The organism is Saccharopolyspora sp. SCSIO 74807 (assembly GCF_037023755.1).
Lineage (GTDB): Bacteria > Actinomycetota > Actinomycetes > Mycobacteriales > Pseudonocardiaceae > Saccharopolyspora_C > Saccharopolyspora_C galaxeae.
Window position 1 is genome coordinate 4,965,466 of the sequence record NZ_CP146100.1, and the last position, 18,390, is coordinate 4,983,855.

Annotated in this window: 16 protein-coding genes; 6 read left to right on the forward strand and 10 right to left on the reverse strand. The window is 70.3% G+C overall.

The genetic code is table 11. The features are described from left to right. Positions 1-501 precede the first annotated feature (501 nt). Positions 502-1,449 (reverse strand): EamA family transporter, encoded by a 948-nt coding sequence (locus V1457_RS22720; protein ID WP_338596643.1) that lies wholly within the window; start codon positions 1,447-1,449, stop codon positions 502-504. A 60-nt stretch (positions 1,450-1,509) separates the two neighbouring features. Then, on the reverse strand, positions 1,510-2,451 hold the full coding sequence (locus V1457_RS22725; protein WP_200072551.1) for an MIP/aquaporin family protein: 942 nt from the start codon (positions 2,449-2,451) through the stop codon (positions 1,510-1,512). Positions 2,452-2,885: 434 nt separating this feature from the next. Between V1457_RS22725 and V1457_RS22730 the strand changes: the two genes are divergently transcribed. Next, complete coding sequence (locus tag V1457_RS22730) at positions 2,886-5,708, forward strand: aconitate hydratase (protein ID WP_407074712.1); 2,823 nt, start codon at positions 2,886-2,888, stop codon at positions 5,706-5,708. Between the two features lie 106 nt (positions 5,709-5,814). Here the strand turns inward: V1457_RS22730 and V1457_RS22735 are convergent, their stop codons facing one another. Then, on the reverse strand, positions 5,815-7,434 hold the full coding sequence (locus V1457_RS22735) for an LCP family protein (protein WP_338596646.1): 1,620 nt from the start codon (positions 7,432-7,434) through the stop codon (positions 5,815-5,817). 266 nt (positions 7,435-7,700) lie between these two features. Between V1457_RS22735 and V1457_RS22740 the strand changes: the two genes are divergently transcribed. Beyond that, positions 7,701-7,988 carry a hypothetical protein gene (locus V1457_RS22740; protein ID WP_338596647.1) on the forward strand — a complete coding sequence of 96 codons (288 nt, stop codon included), beginning with the start codon at positions 7,701-7,703 and terminating at the stop codon, positions 7,986-7,988. A 13-nt stretch (positions 7,989-8,001) separates the two neighbouring features. Here V1457_RS22740 and V1457_RS22745 read toward each other — a convergent pair whose 3' ends face one another. Together V1457_RS22745 and V1457_RS22750 are read right to left on the reverse strand one after the other, a co-directional pair. Then, complete coding sequence (locus tag V1457_RS22745; RefSeq protein WP_338596649.1) at positions 8,002-8,673, reverse strand: haloacid dehalogenase type II; 672 nt, start codon at positions 8,671-8,673, stop codon at positions 8,002-8,004. 341 nt (positions 8,674-9,014) lie between these two features. Continuing rightward, on the reverse strand, positions 9,015-9,224 hold the full coding sequence (locus V1457_RS22750; RefSeq protein WP_338596651.1) for a hypothetical protein: 210 nt from the start codon (positions 9,222-9,224) through the stop codon (positions 9,015-9,017). A gap of 124 nt (positions 9,225-9,348) precedes the next feature. Here V1457_RS22750 and V1457_RS22755 point away from each other — a divergent pair, with 124 nt between their 5' ends. Further along, on the forward strand, positions 9,349-10,068 hold the full coding sequence (locus V1457_RS22755; RefSeq protein ID WP_200072555.1) for a cyclopropane-fatty-acyl-phospholipid synthase family protein: 720 nt from the start codon (positions 9,349-9,351) through the stop codon (positions 10,066-10,068). On the opposite strand, the gene V1457_RS22760 is transcribed toward V1457_RS22755, so the two are convergent. After that, on the reverse strand, positions 10,055-10,519 hold the full coding sequence (locus V1457_RS22760; protein ID WP_338596653.1) for a nitroreductase/quinone reductase family protein: 465 nt from the start codon (positions 10,517-10,519) through the stop codon (positions 10,055-10,057). The two genes, V1457_RS22755 and V1457_RS22760, sit on opposite strands and share 14 nt — an antisense overlap. 171 nt (positions 10,520-10,690) lie before the next feature. Between V1457_RS22760 and V1457_RS22765 the strand changes: the two genes are divergently transcribed. Next, on the forward strand, positions 10,691-11,002 hold the full coding sequence (locus tag V1457_RS22765; protein WP_200072557.1) for a maleylpyruvate isomerase family mycothiol-dependent enzyme: 312 nt from the start codon (positions 10,691-10,693) through the stop codon (positions 11,000-11,002). Between the two features lie 129 nt (positions 11,003-11,131). Here the strand turns inward: V1457_RS22765 and V1457_RS22770 are convergent, their stop codons facing one another. The 3 genes from V1457_RS22770 to V1457_RS22780 all read right to left on the reverse strand — a co-directional run bounded on the left by V1457_RS22770 (position 11,132) and on the right by V1457_RS22780 (position 15,421). Beyond that, positions 11,132-13,129, reverse strand: a complete 1,998-nt coding sequence (locus V1457_RS22770; RefSeq protein ID WP_338596657.1) for an OPT family oligopeptide transporter — start codon at positions 13,127-13,129, stop codon at positions 11,132-11,134. 198 nt (positions 13,130-13,327) lie between these two features. After that, positions 13,328-14,410 carry a tartrate dehydrogenase gene (locus tag V1457_RS22775; protein ID WP_200072559.1) on the reverse strand — a complete coding sequence of 361 codons (1,083 nt, stop codon included), beginning with the start codon at positions 14,408-14,410 and terminating at the stop codon, positions 13,328-13,330. A gap of 87 nt (positions 14,411-14,497) precedes the next feature. After that, positions 14,498-15,421 carry a LysR family transcriptional regulator gene (locus V1457_RS22780; RefSeq protein ID WP_338596659.1) on the reverse strand — a complete coding sequence of 308 codons (924 nt, stop codon included), beginning with the start codon at positions 15,419-15,421 and terminating at the stop codon, positions 14,498-14,500. Between the two features lie 189 nt (positions 15,422-15,610). Here V1457_RS22780 and dctA point away from each other — a divergent pair, with 189 nt between their 5' ends. Beyond that, positions 15,611-17,065 (forward strand): C4-dicarboxylate transporter DctA, encoded by a 1,455-nt coding sequence (gene dctA / locus V1457_RS22785; protein WP_338596661.1) that lies wholly within the window; start codon positions 15,611-15,613, stop codon positions 17,063-17,065. 96 nt (positions 17,066-17,161) lie between these two features. On the opposite strand, the gene V1457_RS22790 is transcribed toward dctA, so the two are convergent. Continuing rightward, positions 17,162-17,563, reverse strand: a complete 402-nt coding sequence (locus tag V1457_RS22790) for a DUF5997 family protein (RefSeq protein WP_200072562.1) — start codon at positions 17,561-17,563, stop codon at positions 17,162-17,164. Positions 17,564-17,636: 73 nt separating this feature from the next. On the opposite strand from V1457_RS22790, the gene V1457_RS22795 reads away from it, so the two are divergent. Then, a complete protein-coding gene (locus V1457_RS22795; protein ID WP_200072563.1) occupies positions 17,637-18,389 on the forward strand; it encodes a LysR family substrate-binding domain-containing protein in 753 nt (250 codons plus the stop codon). Position 18,390 lies beyond the last annotated feature (1 nt).

Here is an 18,390-nt window from a genome sequence, read left to right on the forward strand (position 1 = left end):
CCCCGGATGTGGTGTGCGCACTCGGTGCAAGAGCATCGTGCAGCGCCGCTTGCGAGTGAAGGACCTCTTCGCCCGGCTAGGTTGGTCGAAGGGGTTCTTCACCTCGGTGCAACCGTTGCGCGGGCGGGCGTCATCGGAACGCCAGGGCCGCGGGGCTCTGCGGCCGCACCTTCACCCACGTGAGGGCGTGCTGAGCTGCGGTAACGACAATATTCCCGGTCGTTTTACCCGCTCGTCACCCGGCACCCACCTCGTCCTCACTCCGGAACGGCACCGTCGGGGCGTACGAGCTGGACACGGCAGAAAGCACGCTGACCATGAACTTCCTGGCGAACCTGCTGACCGGGGTGGCCGTGGCCCTCCTGGAAGGTCTCATCGTCCACTTGGCCAAGAACGCCTTCACGCGCGTGGCCCGCTCCCGCGCGGCGGCCTGAGCGCGGCCGCACCGACCGGTCACGGCTGATCAGCACCGAGCCCGCTGCGGGCGCTGAAACCGGCGCGTCAGCGGGCAGATGAACCGCTCTCGGGCACCAGCGGGGTTTCCGCCTCCGCCGGCGCCGCACGTTGCGCCACGTACGCGCCGGCCAGGATCAACGCTCCCCCGGCCAGCTGCCACGGCCCGAGCCGCTCCCCGAGCAGCAGCCACGCGAGCAGCGTGGCGACCACCGGTTCCAGGAACGCCACGGCGCCTGCCACCGGCGGGGACAACCTCCGCACCGCGACGATGCCGGTGAGGTACGCCAGCACGGTGCTCACCAGGACCATCCAGGCCGCCGCCAAGGCGGCGGGCAGCGCGGCACCGGCCAGTTCGACCGACCCGGCCAGCAGCGCCCAATCCATCTCCCACGGCCGCGCCAGCACGGTGACCACCGCCGCGCCGATCAGCAGCCCGTAGGAGGCAAGTGCCCGCGGGTCGATCTCGGCCGAGGAATCCGACAACAGGAAATAAGCGGCCTGGCAGCCTGCGGCCACGAGCGCGAGCAGCAGTCCGAGCGCGTCGAACCGCATCCCCGCGCCGATCTCGACCACGCACGCCAGCCCGGCCAGCGCGAGCCCGATACCGCCCGCGGCCCGCCGGGTCACCGGGCGCCGCCGCACGAACCTGATCCAGCCGAGCACCAGCACCGGCCCGAGGAACTCGACCAGCAGCGCCACCGCGACCGGGATCGAGGCGATGGCCGCGAAGTAGCTCGTCTGCACCCCGGCGATGGCGAACAGGCCGTACCCGAGCAGCAGCCACGGTGCGCGCCGCAGCGCGGACACGTGCCGGAACGCGAACGGCAGCATCAGCAGCGCTCCGCCCGCGAGCCTGATCCAGGCCACTTGCAGCGGGGTGAAACCCGCGGTGATCAGCGGTTTCGCGAACGGTCCCGAACCGCCGAAGCAGAACGCGGACGCGACCGCGGCGAGCAGCCCGGCGGAACCGGCGTGCTGGGTGAAGCTGCGCATCCGAGCATCCAAACACGCGGTCCCGGGACCGTTCCGGGGTTTTCCGCGTTCGCTGCCGCCTCAGTCGCCTGCCCGGCCGGGTTCGGGCGCGGTCTCGCGGGCGTCGAGCACGCGGCCGATGCAGAAGTCGTAGATCAGCGCCCCGGCGACGCCGCCGATCAGCGGCCCGGCGATCGGAATCCAGAAGTACCAGGAGAACGACTCGTAGCTGCCGGGCAGCGCGAGATCGCCCCAGCCGGTCAGGAACGTCCACAACCGCGGGCCGAAATCGCGGGCGGGGTTGATCGCGTAGCCGGCGTTCACACCGAACGACATTCCGATGACGGTGACGACCATGCCGATCAGGAATGGTCCCATGTTCCCCAGCGGCGCGGAGTTGCGCTTGTCGATGAGCGCGAAGATCAACCCCACCAGAATCGCCGTGCCGATGATCTGGTCCAGCAGCGGACCCCACCACGAGGAACCGAAGTACTCGGCGGGGAAAGTCGCGAAAATGGCGAACGTGTCCAGCGACTGCTCACGCGGCAGGCCCTCCTTGGCGTTGAACGCGTCGATGGCCCAGCTGTAGGAGGCGTAGACGAGCGCGGCGGCGAGGAAAGCTCCGACCAGCTGCGCGACCCAGTACGGAACCACCTTGCGCCAGGGGAAGCCGCGCCGTGCGGCGAAGGCCAGGGTGACGGCCGGGTTGATGTGCGCGCCGCTGACGCCCCCGGCGACGTAGACGCCGAAGACCACGCCGAAACCCCAGCCCCACGCGACGATCAGCCAGTTCGCGGCGCCGAAGGCGTCCGCTTGCCTGCCGGAGCCGGGCAGCCCGGCAACGGCCACCGCCACCGCGCCGCACCCCAGCAGGATCAGCACGAAAGTCCCGAGGAACTCGGCGAGCAATTCGCCGCTGAGCCCGGAACCGTATCCGCGGCGCCGGTTTTCCGAACCGCCGCGCGCCGATCGGCCGCTTTCCGAACCGCTTTCGGATACCGAGTCGTCCGCCCGCTCAGCCATTCCGTCCCCCTAGCCCGGGCGCGGAGTTCGTCGGCATCCGCAGGTCGGGCAGATCTTTTCGGCAGCTGGTCCCGCCGGGATTGTAGGTCGCGGCGGATTCCTCCGCCGGGTTCCGCGAACGGGCGCCGCGGGAATTCGCCGTGAGCGAACTTCGGAAACAGTTGTGCGATCAGGACCGCGCCCTCCCGCGGTGGGCGCGGCGCGCCGGCTCCGGTGCACCCGACCGCTGGCCCCGGTGCCACAGGTCACACCTGCGAAAACGGCGGGTATTTGCGCACCCGGCACATCGCCGCGATCTTCCGCGACCCGGCCTTGAAGCCATTTACAGGACAAGCGTACTGTTACTGGCACGCGACCCGAGGGGCTGCGCGCACGCTCGGCCGACGTGCGCGAGACTCCCGGTCGTTCCCGAACTGACTTGCGCCCGTCGCGACATGGAGTTGAACGTGACTGCACCTGCGAGCAAGGACAGCTTCGGCGCCCGCGGCACGCTGAACGTCGGTGACGCCTCTTACGAGGTGTTCCGGCTCAGCGCGGTCGCCGGTGCGCAACGGCTGCCCTACAGCCTCAAGATCCTGCTGGAGAACCTGCTGCGCACCGAGGACGGTGCGAACATCACCGCCGAGCACGTGCGCGCGCTCGCGGACTGGGATCCCGAGGCCGAGCCTTCGACCGAGATCCAGTTCACCCCCGCGCGGGTGATCATGCAGGACTTCACCGGCGTGCCCTGCGTGGTCGACCTCGCCACCATGCGCGAAGCGGTCTCCGAGCTGGGCGGCGACACCTCGAAGGTGAACCCGCTGGCGCCCGCGGAACTGGTCATCGACCACTCGGTGATCATCGACGTGTTCGGCAAGCCGGACGCCTTCGAGCGCAACGTCGAGTTCGAGTACGGCCGCAACAAGGAGCGCTACCAGTTCCTGCGCTGGGGCCAGGGCGCCTTCGACGAGTTCAAGGTCGTCCCGCCCGGCACCGGCATCGTGCACCAGGTGAACATCGAGCACCTGGCCCGCTCGATCATGAGCCGCAACGGCCAGGCCTACCCGGACACCTGCGTGGGCACCGACTCGCACACCACGATGGTCAACGGCCTGGGCGTGCTGGGCTGGGGCGTCGGCGGCATCGAGGCCGAGGCCGCGATGCTGGGCCAGCCGGTGTCGATGCTCATCCCGAAGGTGGTGGGCTTCAAGCTCACCGGCGAGATCCCGCCGGGTGCGACCGCCACCGACGTGGTGCTCACGATCACGCAGATGCTGCGCGAGCACGGCGTGGTGGGCAAGTTCGTCGAGTTCTACGGCTCCGGCGTGGCCTCGGTGCCGCTGGCCAACCGCGCCACCATCGGCAACATGAGCCCGGAGTTCGGCTCCACCGCGGCGATCTTCCCGATCGACGAGGAGACGATCCGCTACCTCAAGCTCACCGGCCGCCCCGCCGAGCAGGTCGACCTGGTCGAGTCCTACGCCAAGGAGCAGGGACTCTGGCACGATCCGGACCACGAGCCGCAGTACTCCGAGCTGCTGGAGCTGGACCTCTCGTCGGTCGTGCCCTCGATCGCCGGCCCGAAGCGCCCGCAGGACCGCATCGAGGTCTCCGACGCCAAGCCGTCGTTCCGCAAGTCGCTGACCGACTACGTGCAGGTCCAGAACGCCGATGACGCCGCGCTGGACGAAGCCGGCGAGGAGTCCTTCCCGGCCAGCGACCCGGTCTCGGTGACCCACCGCGGCGAAGGCGACAAGCCGAAGCTGGCCTCGGCCGCCGACGGCGCCTCCGGCCGCTCCACCAACCCGATCAAGGTGTCCTCGGACGAGCTGGGCGAGTTCGAGCTCGACCACGGTGCCGTGGTGATCGCCTCGATCACCTCCTGCACGAACACCTCGAACCCGTCGGTGATGCTGGGTGCCGCGCTGCTGGCGCGCAACGCCGTGGACAAGGGCCTGACCCGCAAGCCGTGGGTGAAGACCTCGATGGCCCCGGGCTCGCAGGTCGTCACCGACTACTACGAGAAGGCCGGGCTCTGGCCGTACCTGGAGAAGCTGGGCTACCACCTGGTCGGCTACGGCTGCACCACCTGCATCGGCAACTCCGGGCCGCTGCCGGAGGAGATCTCCGCGGCGATCCAGCAGAACGACCTCGCGGTCACCTCGGTGCTGTCCGGCAACCGCAACTTCGAGGGCCGGATCAACCCCGACGTCAAGATGAACTACCTGGCCTCGCCGCCGCTGGTGATCGCCTACGCGCTGGCGGGCTCGATGGACTTCGACTTCGAGACCGACCCGCTGGGCCACGACACCGAGGGCAAGCCGGTGTTCCTGCGCGACATCTGGCCCTCGCCCAAGGAGATCCAGGAGGTCATGGACTCCGCGATCACCCAGGAGATGTTCACCAAGGACTACTCCGACGTGTTCGCCGGGGACGAGCGCTGGCGCTCGCTGCCCACGCCCGAGGGCGAGACCTTCGAGTGGGACACCGAATCCACCTACGTGCGCAAGCCCCCGTACTTCGAGGGCATGGGCATGGAGCCGGAGCCGGTCTCGGACATCTCCGGTGCGCGCGTGCTGGCGCTGCTGGGCGACTCGGTCACCACCGACCACATCTCCCCGGCCGGTGCGATCAAGCCGGACTCGCCCGCGGGCAAGTACCTCAGCGAGCACGGCATCGACCGCAAGGACTTCAACTCCTACGGCTCGCGCCGCGGCAACCACGAGGTGATGATCCGCGGGACCTTCGCCAACATCCGGCTGCGCAACCTGCTGCTGGACGACGTGCAGGGCGGCTACACCCGCGACTTCACGCAGGACGGCGGGCCGCAGGCGTTCATCTACGACGCCGCGCAGAACTACGCCGCGGAGGGCACGCCGCTGGTCGTGCTGGGCGGCAAGGAGTACGGCTCCGGTTCCTCCCGCGACTGGGCCGCCAAGGGCACCCGGCTGCTGGGCGTGCAGGCGGTCATCGCCGAGTCCTTCGAGCGGATCCACCGCTCGAACCTGATCGGCATGGGCGTCATCCCGCTGCAGTTCCCGGCCGGTTCCACGGCGAAGTCGCTGGGCCTGGACGGTACCGAGACCTTCGACCTCTCCGGCATCACCAAGCTCAACGAGGGCGAGACTCCTGCCGCGGTGCACGTCGTGGCCACCAAGGCCGACGGGTCCACCGTGGAGTTCGAGGCGCCGGTGCGCATCGACACCCCCGGTGAGGCGGACTACTACCGCAACGGCGGCATCCTGCAGTACGTGCTGCGGAACATGATCCGCTCCTGAAGGCACCTGCCGATCCGGCAGGTAACGTACGACGGCCCCGGTGCGCCACAAGCGCGCCGGGGCCGTCTTGCGCCGTGCCGCGGTCCGGCTTCTTGCGTCGGGGCGGTCAGTTCACGCAGGTGAGGCCGCCCGCGTTGAGGGCATCGGGCGGGACCGGCTGTGCTGGGCCGGTCGGATCGGGGCTGGTCGGATCGGGGCTCGTCGGCTCGGTCCCGGCGCTCGTCGCTTCGGTCTGCGGCTGCGGCGCGGAGGTTTCGCCGGTGGACTGCTGCGAGTCGCTCGTCTCCGGTTCGGCTGAGTACTCCGACGTCGTCCGGGGCGTCGTCTGGGGCGTGGTCCGGCCGGTCGCCGTGCTCGCCGGGTGCTCGCTGGTCGCGGGGGCGCGTCCGGTGGTTTCGCCGGTTCCGGTCTCGGCCGATCCGGTTTCGGCCGTGCCCGGTGCGCCAGTGCCGGGCGATCCGGTTCCGGTTTCGGCGGTGCCCTGCTCGCCGGTTTGCGTCTCGCGACCGCCGGTCTCACCGGTCGTGGGCGCACTGCCCTCGCCGGTTTCGGGAGTACTCGCGCCTTCGCCGGTGGTCTCGGCGGCGCCGGTGGGGGCCTCTCCCGTTTCCTGCGCCGTCTCTCCCGTTTCCTGGCCGGACTCCCCTGTTTCCTGCGCGGGCGCCGGCCTGCCGTGCGCCGCGTGGTGCACGGCGCGGCTCACCTCCAGCGGATCCACCCGCACCGCCTCCCCGTCCGGGGTGTCGTAGGCGGCGTCCTGGATCGGGATCGTGGAGAACGCCACGTCCCCGGCCGCGAGCCCTTGCATCCGCTGCGCGAACGCGAGCAGGTCCCAGTCCCGGTCCAGCACGATCGAACGCCGCGCCGAGTCGATCAGCCCGCCGAGCTTGGCGGGCTGGGCCAGCAACCCACCGGAGGTCGCGGTGCGCACGAACCCGGCGAGGAACGCCTGCTGGCGCACCATCCGGTCCAGGTCACCACGAGGCAGTCCGTGCCGCTGCCGCACGAACGACAGCGCCTGCGCACCCGAGATCAGCTGGTGCCCGGCGCGGAAGTCGGCACCGGAGTACGGGTCGTGCACGGCCTCGCGCAGGCACACCGGCACGCCGCCGATCGCCTCGGTGAGCTGGGCGAAGCCGAGCAGGTTCACTTCGGCGTAGTGGTCGACCTGCACGCCGGTCAACTGCTGCACGGTGTCGGTGAGGGTCCTGCGGCCTGCGTCGGCGGCCCGGCGCTCCCGCTCAGCGGGATCGGCGACACCGGTGAGCGCCTCCGCGGCCTGGCTCTTGCCGCGCCCGTACGCCGAATTGATCTTGTGCTCGCCGTGGCCGGGAATGCTGGTGTAGGTGTCGCGCGGCAGCGACATGGCGGTGGCGCCCGCGCCGTTCGACGGGATGTGCACCAGCATCAGCGTGTCGGTGAGGTTCGCCGGGTTGTCGCCCGCGCGCAGCCGCCGCAGCACGTCGTCCGGCAGCGGCCTGCCCTGCGAGTCGGTGCGGCTGTCCAGCCCGACCAGCAGGATGTCGGTGGCCCCGTCGGCGGCCGCGCCGTCGGTGGCGGAACTGGTGCTCAGCGCCCAGCGCAGTTCGCCGTAGTTCGCCCATCCGTACCCGGTGACCGCCAGCACCAGCACCGACAGCAACGCGAAACCAACCCGACCGGCGATCACGGCACGTGATCGGCGCGGCAGCTGCGGTGCGTCGTAATCGCGCGGATCCTCCGCCACGATTCACCCCCTAGACCCCGGTGACCGCTGGTGAGACTAGCCGCGACTGCTCCGTTCAGCCGTGTGCCGCCGGCGTCCGCGATGCCGGTCATCGGGCCGAATTCGGGACGATCGGCGGCGTGCGGTCACGCTCGGCGGTGGAAGTCGCCGATCGGCCCGACCACCCGCGGGCGAGTGGCGGCGGTCGTTACCCTGCTCGGTAGCGGAATCACGGATTTCACGTCACTCGCGGTCACCGGCCGCGTCGCAGCCCCCGGAGGTGAACCATGTCCGACGATTCGGAGGATGCTCACTCCAGCGGAGAGCTGCCCGCGCGGGAGGGGCGGCCGATCGCGGTCCGCTACCAGCCCGGAGTGGTCGGTGAATCGCGCAGGCAAGCTCACCTGGCGCTGACCGAGCCCGGCACCGACGACGCCGCATATTGGACGACCGCGTGTGGCCAGGTGATCCCGGCCGACGTCGCCGAGGTCGCCGACCGGCCTTGGGGGATGCCGTGCCTGCGCTGCCTGGTGGGGATGCCCGAAGCGCCGTGCCCGGCGGGTACGGGCGAGTGACCGCCTCGCGCGTTCAGGCGCGGGTGATGGCGCGGCAGGCGTCGAGCACGTCGGAGCCGGTGAAGTCCGGTTCGCTCAACGAGCCGAGGAACAGCCGCTCCTTGCGTGCAACCCATGCGGTGGCCATGCCGGAGGCTTTCGCACCGTGCAGGTCCCAACCGTGCGAGGCGATCATCACCGCACGGGACGCATCGGTCCCGATCCTTTCCAGACCGCTTCGGTAGACCTCCGGCGCGGGTTTGTAGGCACGCGGCCGGTCGCTTCCGGTGACCACGTCGAAGCGCTCGCGCAGCCCGGCGGCTTCCAGCGCGGCTTCGGCGGTCGCGGTGGTGCTGTTGGTGACCGTGGCGATCCGCAGCCCGGCCTCGCGCAGCAGCGCCAGCGCGTCCGGCACTTCCGGGTAGGGCGGCATCCGGCCTGCGGTTTCGACCGCTGCCTGCACGACGCCGGATTCGGCGGTGAGCCCGGCCAGCTGCAACCGCCGCGTCACGGCGGACCGCAGGTAGTCCGCGAACGGCAGGTACTGGCCGACGAGCGTGTCGACCATCGCCCGCTGCACGGTCTCGTCGAGCAGGTCCAGGCCCGCCTGTTCGCCGTTGCACGGCGCGGGCAGCGCGGCGCTGAGCGCCGCCGGGTCGAGCAGCGTGCCGTTGAGGTCGAACACCGCCCAGTCCAGGTCCGCCACGTCCCGGGTCCTTTCATGTCATCGCCGCCAGAGCCGTTACCGCGTCGGCACGGCGCAGGGTCGTTACGGCGGCGCAGGATCGTCGTTGCCTCGCGCAGCCTCGCAGAGTCCGGGCGGACTCGGGAATCAGGTCGCGGTGCCCGCCGGTGTGGAGCTGGGGAACTCGGTCATCTCGTGCTCGGGCGGCCTGCCGCGCCCCGCTCGCACCGGGGTCGGCCGTTGCGAACCGATTTCGCGCCACTTGGCGGAATTCGTAACCCGATCAGGTTCCCGGAATTCGAGTGAACGACTCATCGGTCCGCGAAAAACGAGCAGCGCGGTCTGTTTCCCGCCGGAAGCCGTCACGGCGGATCGTGCCTGCCGGTGTCGTGTTCGCCGTCGCAGCCCCATTCTTCGTTGCACTTGATGCACACCATCCCGCCGCCTTGCTTCGGCATCAGCACGTGCTCGCCCCCTTGCGGGCATTCGCCCATCCGCGGCGGGGGCCGGAACCGGCCGGTCCGCGGGAACCTCCTCGCGGCACCGCTTCGACGTGCGCGCGCAGGGGTCATCTGGCCTCCTGTCGAGTCCACCACAGCTGCCCGCAACTTTTCCGCGGCAGCGCGGCCGCGCCCAGGCGCCATCCGGTCGGCATCGCGCAAAACCGGTGTGCGCGGTCCGTTACAGTGATCGCCGATGAACGAAACCGAATACGTCGCCATCGCCGAGTCCGGGCACGAGGTGCAGAACCCCACCAGCCCGGCGAAGCTCGGCGAAGTCGCCGAGCACTTGGAGATCGGCGCGGGCGACCGGGTGCTGGACGTCGGATCCGGGCGCGGTTTCTGGGCGGTGGAGCTGGCCAAGCTCGGAGCCGACGTCGTCGGCCTGGAGATCAACGCGGATTTCACCGCGGCCGCCGAACAGCGCGCGGCGGCCGCCGGGGTGCGCCAGCGGCTGCGCACCGTGCTCGGCCCTGCCGCGGAGTTCGAGCCGGAGCCGGGCGCGAGCACGGTCGGCAGCTGCCTCGGCGCGAGCTTCGCGTTCGGCGGCTACCGGCAGGCGCTGGAGTGGCTGGCGGGCGCGCTGGCCGATGGCGGCAGGCTCGCGATCGGCGAGCTGCATTCGCTGGACGACTCCGCCGGCGACGAGTTGCCCTCGCTGTCCGAGCTGGTGCACATCGCCGAGGAACTCGACTTCGAGGTCACCGGGCTCGTCTCGGCCAGCACCGACGATTGGGACCGCTACGAGTCGCAGCACTGGAAGAACGTGCTCGACTGGGCGAAGCGCAACCCGGAGCATCCGGAGCGGGATTCGGTGCTGGCCGATTCGCGGCGATTCCGCAACGACTACCTGAGCCACCGCGGCGAGCTGGGCTGGACGATCGTGCTCGGCGCCAAGAAGGTCAGCGCGGGCTGAGCACGAACACCCGCAGCTCGCGGTGCGGCGCGCGAGCCGCGTAGTCGTCGTAGGCCGGCCAGGCCGCGGTGATCACGTCGCGCCACAGGCGCTCGCGCTCCGCGCCGGTGATCAGCCTGGCGCGCACCGGGATTTCCCGCGTGTCCACGCGCACGCTCGCCTCCGGATTCGCCAGCAGGTTCGCCGACCAGCCGGGGTGCTTCTCGCCGCCCCAGTTCGAGCCGATCAGCACGAACTCGTCGCCGTGCGGCACGTACTGCAGCGGCACCTGCCGGACCTTCCCGCTGCGGCGGCCGGTGGTGCTCAGCACCAGCGACGACTGCCCCGCCAGCTTCGCCAGGCTGACCCGCCCGCCGGTGCGCTGCTGCATCGCGAGGTCGAGCGGCACCAGCTTCTTCCCCAGCGCGGCGAACCACGGTTGCCTGCCGAGCTTCCGGGCCACTTTGGACATCGGCTTCATGCCGACCACTGTCCCATGTCCCAAATGCGAACTGCGCCGGGTAGTGCCGACGGTGGGCGATCCGATTCGGACCGTGATCGCGCGGCGGCTGCGCCCGACGCACGCGGACGTTCCGGTACCGTCCGGCCAACCCGACTCACCGGCCCTTGTGGAGGGACTCTGATGACAGCGGTGCCCGTCGAAGACCTCAGAGCCGTCCTCGGCACCGTCGCCGACCTGATCGACGGCGTCGGACCGGGCGAGTGGAACAACCCCACGCCCTGCCCGGAGTGGGAGGTCCGCGACTTGGTCAACCACATGGTCCTCGGGCACCGCTTGTTCACCGGCATTCTGCGCGGTGAGGCGACCGTTGCGCCTGGTGCCTTGGACCCTGCGGCAGCCGACCTGCTCAGCGACGACCAAGCTCACCGTGCCCAGCGCGCGGTTCCTGCAGGGGTGAGGGCGTCATCGGCGATCAGGATGCGCAGGCCGTAGACGTCGTGATCGACACCTTCCACGTCTTCCGGGATCCGCGGCCTGGTCCTGCCCCGCCTCCGCCGGGCTGAGCCCGGCGCACGGGCTACGAGTCCTCAATGGACAGCGGGTTTCTGCCGGGCCCGCGGGCTATTCCTCCTTGCGCGCGGTGCGGTACAGCCACACCACGAAGAACAGGAACGCCGCGATCCCCAACGTGTTCGTGAGAACGGTGAACGCACCCTCGGACATCCCGAGCGCCGACGGCGCGACCGCGAACACGTCCGAACTCTGCGCGATGGCGAACGGAATGGCGAGCACGATGCCCACCAGCGCCTCACCGGTGATCAGCCCGGAGGCGAACAGGACTCCCGGACCGTTGTCCGCGCCACGCTTGCGGCGAGCGACGAGATGGGCGATCACGCCGCCCACGAAGATCGGCACCGACAGCTCCAGCGGCAGGTACAACCCGACGGCGACGGCGAGCACGGGCATCCGGAACGACGCCTCGCGGCGCTGGAGAACCTGGTCGGCCACGATCAGCAGCACGGCCAGCACGCCGCCCCCGGCGATCATCGCCCAGGGCAGCCCGCCGCCGAAAACGCCCTCGCCGATGGAACTCATCAGCGCCGCCTGCGGCGCCTGCAACGCTTGCGACGGGTCCATGCCGGATCGCGGGAACGAGTTGCCCATCCCGTAGGCCGCGTAGAGCACCGACAGGATCGGCGCGATGCACAGCGCGGAGACCACGACGCCCACGATCAGCATGATCTGCTGCTTGAACGGCGTCGCGCCGAGCAACCGCCCGGTCTTGAGGTCGTGCAGGTTGTCCCCGGCGATCGCCGCCGCGCAGCTGACCACGCCGGAGATCAGCACCGCCGTGGCTGCGCCTATGGTCGCCTTGGCCTCGTCGGCGCCGAAATCGATCTGGGTGCCGAGGATGCCCAGCAGCACCAGCGAACTCGTCAGCAGCGTCAGCACGGTCACGCCGGACACTGGATTGTTCGACGAACCGACCAGCCCGGTCATGTACCCGGAAACCGACGAGAACACGAACCCGGCCAGCAGCGCGAAAACCAGGCCGAAGGCGAGCGTCCCGGCGAACACGCCGCTGCCGATCTCCAGCCGCGAACGGTCCACCACGAACAGGAACACCAGCAGCACCGGCGCCGCCATCACGAGCGTGCCGTAGCCGAGCCAGTTCGCCGGGATGTCGCGTTCGGTGCGCGGCACATCGGTGCCTTCGCCGCTGCGCGCGGCGCGGACCGCGCTGATCGACGAGCGGATGCTGGTCACCATCGGCCGCACGACCGACAGCAGCGCCCACACTCCGCCCACGGCCATCGCGCCGACGCCGAGGTACCGGATCTGCTCGTCCCACACGGCCTCCGCCGCGTCGAAACCGGTGGCGTCGCCGACGACCCCTTGCAGCGCAACGGGATCCGCCAGCGCCATGTACAGCGGGATTCCCGCGAACCAGGCCAGCGCACCGCCCGCGAAGACGAGAACGGCGATGTTCAGGCCCACGATGTAGCCGACGCCCAGCAACGCGACGCCGAGCTCGCTGCCGAGGCCGATGACCACGCCACCGGCTTTCACCGCCCCGGTGACGGTGCCGGACGCGATGCCCAGCCCGGTCTGCGCGAACTTCAGCAACGCGCCCGCGAGACCGGCGATCGTGATGTAGCGGGCGCTGCGCCCACCGCGCTGCCCCGCTTTGAGCACTTCGGCGGTGGCCACGCCTTCGGGGAACCGCAACGGTTTCTCGACGATGAGCGCGCGCCGCAGCGGCACGGTGAACAGCACGCCGAGCACGCCGCCGCACAACGCGATCGTGGCCACCGGCAGGAACGGGAATCCGTTCCAGTAGCCCAGCAGCACCAGCGCGGGCAGCGTGAAGATCACTCCCGCGGCCAGCGCCTCACCGGCCGATGCCGCGGTCTGCACGATGTTGTTCTCCACCACGGTGGCGCCGCGCAGCATCCGCAGCACCGCCATCGAGATCACCGCCGCCGGGATCGAGGCGGACACGGTCAGCCCGACCTTGAGCCCGAGGTAGGCGTTGGCCCCGGCGAGGACCGCCGCCAGCACGATGCCGAGCACGACGGCCTTGGCGGTGATCTCCCGCGGGCTCGAGCTCGCGGGCACGTAAGGTTCGTGATCCGTACTCGTCGGCTTCATGCTGCCGCCATTCGGTCCGCTCTCGGATGTTGTACGGGAGCTGAACCTATCTACGGGCGGCGTGGTCCACACCGAGTTTGCACCGAGCCGTTACCCGCGGATTTCCCATAATATGGGCATTGCGGACGAAGCGGCCGAATCGCCGGGGGCTTCTCGAACCAGCCGTCAGCGGCGGAGGTGTTCCAGGATCGCTCCGGTGACGTCGCCGGTCTTGGCGGTGCCGCCGACGTCGGGCGTGCGCACGCCTGCGGCCGCGGTCGCCTCGATCGCCGCGTTCAGCCGCGCCGCCTCGGCGGCGAGCCCGAAGTGCTCCAGCATGAGCGCGGCGCTGCCGATGGCACCTGCCGGGTTCGCCAGCCCCTGCCCGGCGATGTCCGGCGCGGAACCGTGCACCGGCTCGAACATCGACGGGAACCGGCGGTCCGGGTTGAGGTTCGCGCTCGCGGCCAGACCGAGACTGCCCGCCAACGCCGAACCGAGGTCGGACAGGATGTCCGCGTTGAGATTCGACGCGACCACGACGGAGAGTTCTTCCGGATTCAGCACGAACTTCGCCGCCATCGCATCGACCAGCACGCTCTCGGTCTCCACATCGGGATAATCGCCCGCGACCCGTTCAAAGATCTCGTCCCACAGCACCATGCCGTACTGCTGGGCATTGCTCTTGGTCACCGAAGAGACCTTCTTGCGAGTACGGGTCCGCGCGAGGTCGAAGGCGAACCGGATGATCCGCTCGCACCCGCGCTCGGTGAACAACGCGGTCTGCAACGCAACCTCGTTGCCCGCCCCCCGGCCGGACAGGTTGCGCCCGCCCAGCCCGGCGTACTCGCCCTCGCTGTTCTCCCGCACCACAACCCAGTCCAACTCGGACTCATCGGCCTTGCGCAGCGGCGACGTGATGCCGCGGTGGAACCGGACCGGACGGATGTTCGCCCACTGGTCGAAGTTCTGGCAGATGTTCAGCCGCAACCCCCACAGACTGGTGTGATCCGGCACCGACGGCCAGCCGACCGCGCCGAAGTAGATCGCGTCAAAGCCGGCCAGCTGCTCCAGACCGTCCTCGGCCATCATCCGGCCGGTCCTGGTGTAGTACTCGCAGCCCCAGTCGAACTCGGTCCAATCGAAGGCAAACGCGCCGCCGGAATCCTGCGCCATCGCGTCGAGAACGGTGCGCCCGGCCGCCACGACCTCGGCTCCCACCCCGTCGGCGGGGATCGCGGCGATGCGGAACGTGCGGGTGGATGACATCGGTGCGGCTCCCGGGTCCGGTTTTCGTGGTGCACCGAGTCAAGCCCGCTCAGCCGAGCAGCGTCCAACACGCGTTCGCGATCCGATTCATAGGCAGCGGCTATCCGAGGCGATCTGAGCCAGGTAATCCGCCGGGCGATGACCGCGCGCCACCGCGAGGAAAGCGCTCGCGGTCGGCGTCAGCGCAGCCGTACGGCTGACCAGTGCGATGTGCAGCTGGGCGGAGTGCTCGATGCGGGCGATCCGCGCGCCCGCGCGCCGCGCCAGCGGTACCCACCCGGCGGGCAGCACGGCCAGGCCGACGCCTTGCAGCACCAGCGGCAGGACCGAGGTGCGGTGCGCGACCTCCGCGGCGATCCGCAGGTCCACGCCCGCGGCGAGCACGTCGTCGACGATCCGCCGCATGAGGCTTCCCGGCGGGGACACGATCATGCGCGCGCCGGCCAGCGCGGACGGCGAAACCGGGTCGCCTTCGGGGAATTCGACGTCACCGGCACCGACGAGGAAGAATTCCTGCGATTCCAGCTCGTGCACCTGCACCCCGGGCGGCCGCGGCACCTCGGGCGCGCCGATCAGGCCGAGTTCGCAGACGCCGTTGCGGATCTGCGCCACCACCTCGTCCGGGGTGAACGCGGCCTCGGCGCCGACGGTCACACCGGGATGCTCGCGGGAGAACGACCGGGTCAGCGTGCCCAGCGGTTCCACACCGGGCGACGGCATGGTGGCCAGCTCCACCCTGCCGCGCAGCAGGCCGCGCACCGAGTCCACCGCGGAGCGGGCGGTGCGCAGGTCGCGCAGCACCTGACGGGCCGGGCCGACCAGTTCCGTCCCGGCGTCGCTGATCACCACTCCGCGGCCCACCCGGTGGAACAGCGGCACGCCGAGTTCGCGCTCCAGGCCCGCGATCGCCTGCGACAGCGAGGGTTGCGCCAGGTGCAGCGCCTCGGCGGCGCGTCCGAATCCGCCGTGGTCGACGACCGCGAGGAAGTACTCCAGCTGCCGGGTGTCCATGCACGACCTCCGTTTTCCCTGGCAGTGCGTTCGTCGGCGGCTTTCATCGGCGGAGCCTATGAGTCGGTTAGCAACTTACTCTTGGACGCGCCGCGGCCCCCGGCTGCACCGTGATCGCACGTTTCCCCGGGGTCGTCCCGCCGCCAACCGCCGCGCCACCCGCGATCCCTCGACGTGCAGGAGAATGCAATGGCGCATACCGCACCGGCCGAACCGGACCCCGCCCGACAGCGGCCGGACCAGCACCGGACGGACCAGCACCGGCCAGGGCCGAGGCGCTGGTACCGCCAGCTGTACGTGCAGGTGCTCGCCGCGATCGTCATCGGCGTCCTGGTCGGCTGGCTGTGGCCCGACATCGGTTCGGCCATGCAGCCGATCGGCACCACCTTCATCGCGGCGATGAAGATGCTCATCGGGCCGATCGTGTTCCTGACGATCATCGGCGGCATCGCCAACGTCGCCGATCTGCGCAAGGTCGGCATGACCGGTCTGAAAGCGCTCACCTACTTCCAGGTCGGCACCATCGTCGCGCTGCTGATCGGCCTGGTGGCCATCAACATCGCGCGCCTCGGCGAAGGCGTGCACGCCGATCCCGCCAAGATCCAGGCTTCCGGGACCGCGCAGCAGTACGTCGAGCAGGGCGAAGGCCGGCACTGGTGGGACGTGTTCACCCAGCTCGTGCCGGAGAGCTTCTTCGGCGCGTTCGTCGAGGGCGACATCCTGCAGATCATCTTCCTGGCGGTGCTGTTCGGCATCGCGATCAAGGCGGTCGGCGCGGTCGGCGAGCCGATCGTGGCCGGGGTCAACCGGCTCACCGAAGTCGTGTTCAAGGTGCTGAGCTTCGTGATGAAAGCCGCGCCGCTGGGCGCTTTCGGCGCGATGGCCTACGCCGTCGGCGCGTTCGGACTGTCCACTTTGAGCAGTCTCGGCTCGTTGATCGCGTTGTTCTACGCAACTTCGATCGTGTTCGTGCTCGTCGTGCTCGGCGGGTTCCTCGCCGCCTACGTCCGGCTGAACATCTTCGCGCTGCTGCGCTACCTCAAGGACGAGTTCTTCCTGGTGCTCGGGACCTCGACCGCCGAGCCCGCGCTGCCGGGCCTGATGCGCAAGATGACGTTCATGGGCGCCGAACGCGCGACCGTGGGCCTGGTGGTGCCCACCGGGTACAGCTTCAACCTGGACGGTGCGGCGATCTACCTGTCGCTGGCCACGCTCTACATCGCCCAGGCCACCGACACCCCGCTGAGCATCGGCCAGCAGCTCGGCCTGCTCGCGATCATGCTGTTGACCTCCAAAGGCGCCGCGGGCGTCGCCGGAGGCGGCTTCATCGCGCTGACCGCGACGCTGTCCACCATCGGCACGGTGCCCGCCGCGGGCATCATGCTGATCTTCGGCATCGACAAGTTCATGTCCGAGTGCCGCGCGCTGGTGAACTTCTACGGCAACGCCGTCGCGACGCTGGCCATCGCGAAATGGGACGGCAACCTCGACCTGGATCGCGCGCGGCGCGTGCTGGCCGACCGCAATTCCGCCGAGCGCGCCGACGCGATGGCCGCCGAGGACACCGCGGAGCCGGTCGCGGCCCCGGCACCCGGTGCGCCGCGCGAATCGGAGGCGGAACTCCCCGGTGCAGCGGCGCGCTGATACCCGCGCGGCTTGCTGATCAAGACCGTCCGATGTGGTCCGCGAGCGGCGAGTGCGCTTCGCCCGGCAACGCGGGATCAGCTCGGCTCAGGACTGCTAGCGCCGACGCTGCGCGGGATTCGCCTGCTGGGCGGCCTTCTCCTTCTGGCGGGCGGCTTCCTTGCGGACCTCGGCCTGGTTGGCGCGCTCGTGCTCGAGCCACTCCGGCATTTCCGCCTTCAACGCCTTGATCTGCTCGGTGGTCAGCGGCTCGGTGATCCCGCCCCGCGCGAGAGCACCGATCGAAACGCCCAGCCGCGCCGCCACGACCTGCCGCGGGTGCGGGCCGTCGCGGCGCAGTTCCTGCAACCACTCGGGCGGGTCGGCCTGCAGCGCGTTGAGCTCGTCGCGCGAGACCACGCCCTCCTGGAACTCCGCGGGCGTGGCTTCGAGGTAGACGCTGAGCTTCTTCGCGGCGGTGGCGGGCTTCATCGTCTGGCTGGTCTTGCGCGACGTCATGCCCCCAGGGTATCGGCCGGGCGACCGGCCCCGGCACCGACGCCCGGAAGACGGCGGCCGGTAGCCTGGCGGTGTGGCAGCCGACGCGTCTTTCACGCTCGCCTACGTTCCGGGCGTGACGCCCGACAAGTGGGTGCGCAAGTGGCAGGAACGGGTGCCCGGGGTGCCGCTGCACCTCGTCCAGGTCCCCGCTGCCGGCGCCGACGGCATGGTGCGCGAACGCGAAGCCGACGCGGTCCTGCTGCGGCTGCCGATCGACAAGACCGGCCTGCACGCGATCCCGCTCTACACCGAGACGACCGTGGTGGTCACGCCCAAGGACCACGTGGTGACCGCGGCCGACGAGGTCGGTCCCGCGGACCTGGCGGACGAGATCCTGCTGCATCCCCACGACGACACACTCGATTGGGAGCAACCGCCCGGACGGCCCGCGATCGAGCGCCCGGCCACGACCGCGGACGCGATCCAGCTGGTGGCGGCCGGTGTCGGGCTGCTGGTCGTGCCGCAGTCGCTCGCCCGGCTGCACCACCGCAAAGACCTCACCTATCGGCCGCTGGCCGAGGTTCCGCAGTCCGGTGTGGCGCTGTCCTGGCTGGAGGACGAGACGACCGACCTGATGGAGCAGTTCATCGGCATCGTCCGCGGCCGCACGGTCAACAGCACCCGCGGTCGCCAGCACGAGCAGGCACCGGCCAAGCGCAAGAAGACCGAGCGCGACGGCAAGAAGCCCGCAGTCCGCAATCCGGCCGCCCGCAAGTCGGCCGCGAAGCCCCGGCCGGGTCCTCGCGCGCCGAACGGCAAGCGCGGCAAACCTCGCCGCCGCTGAC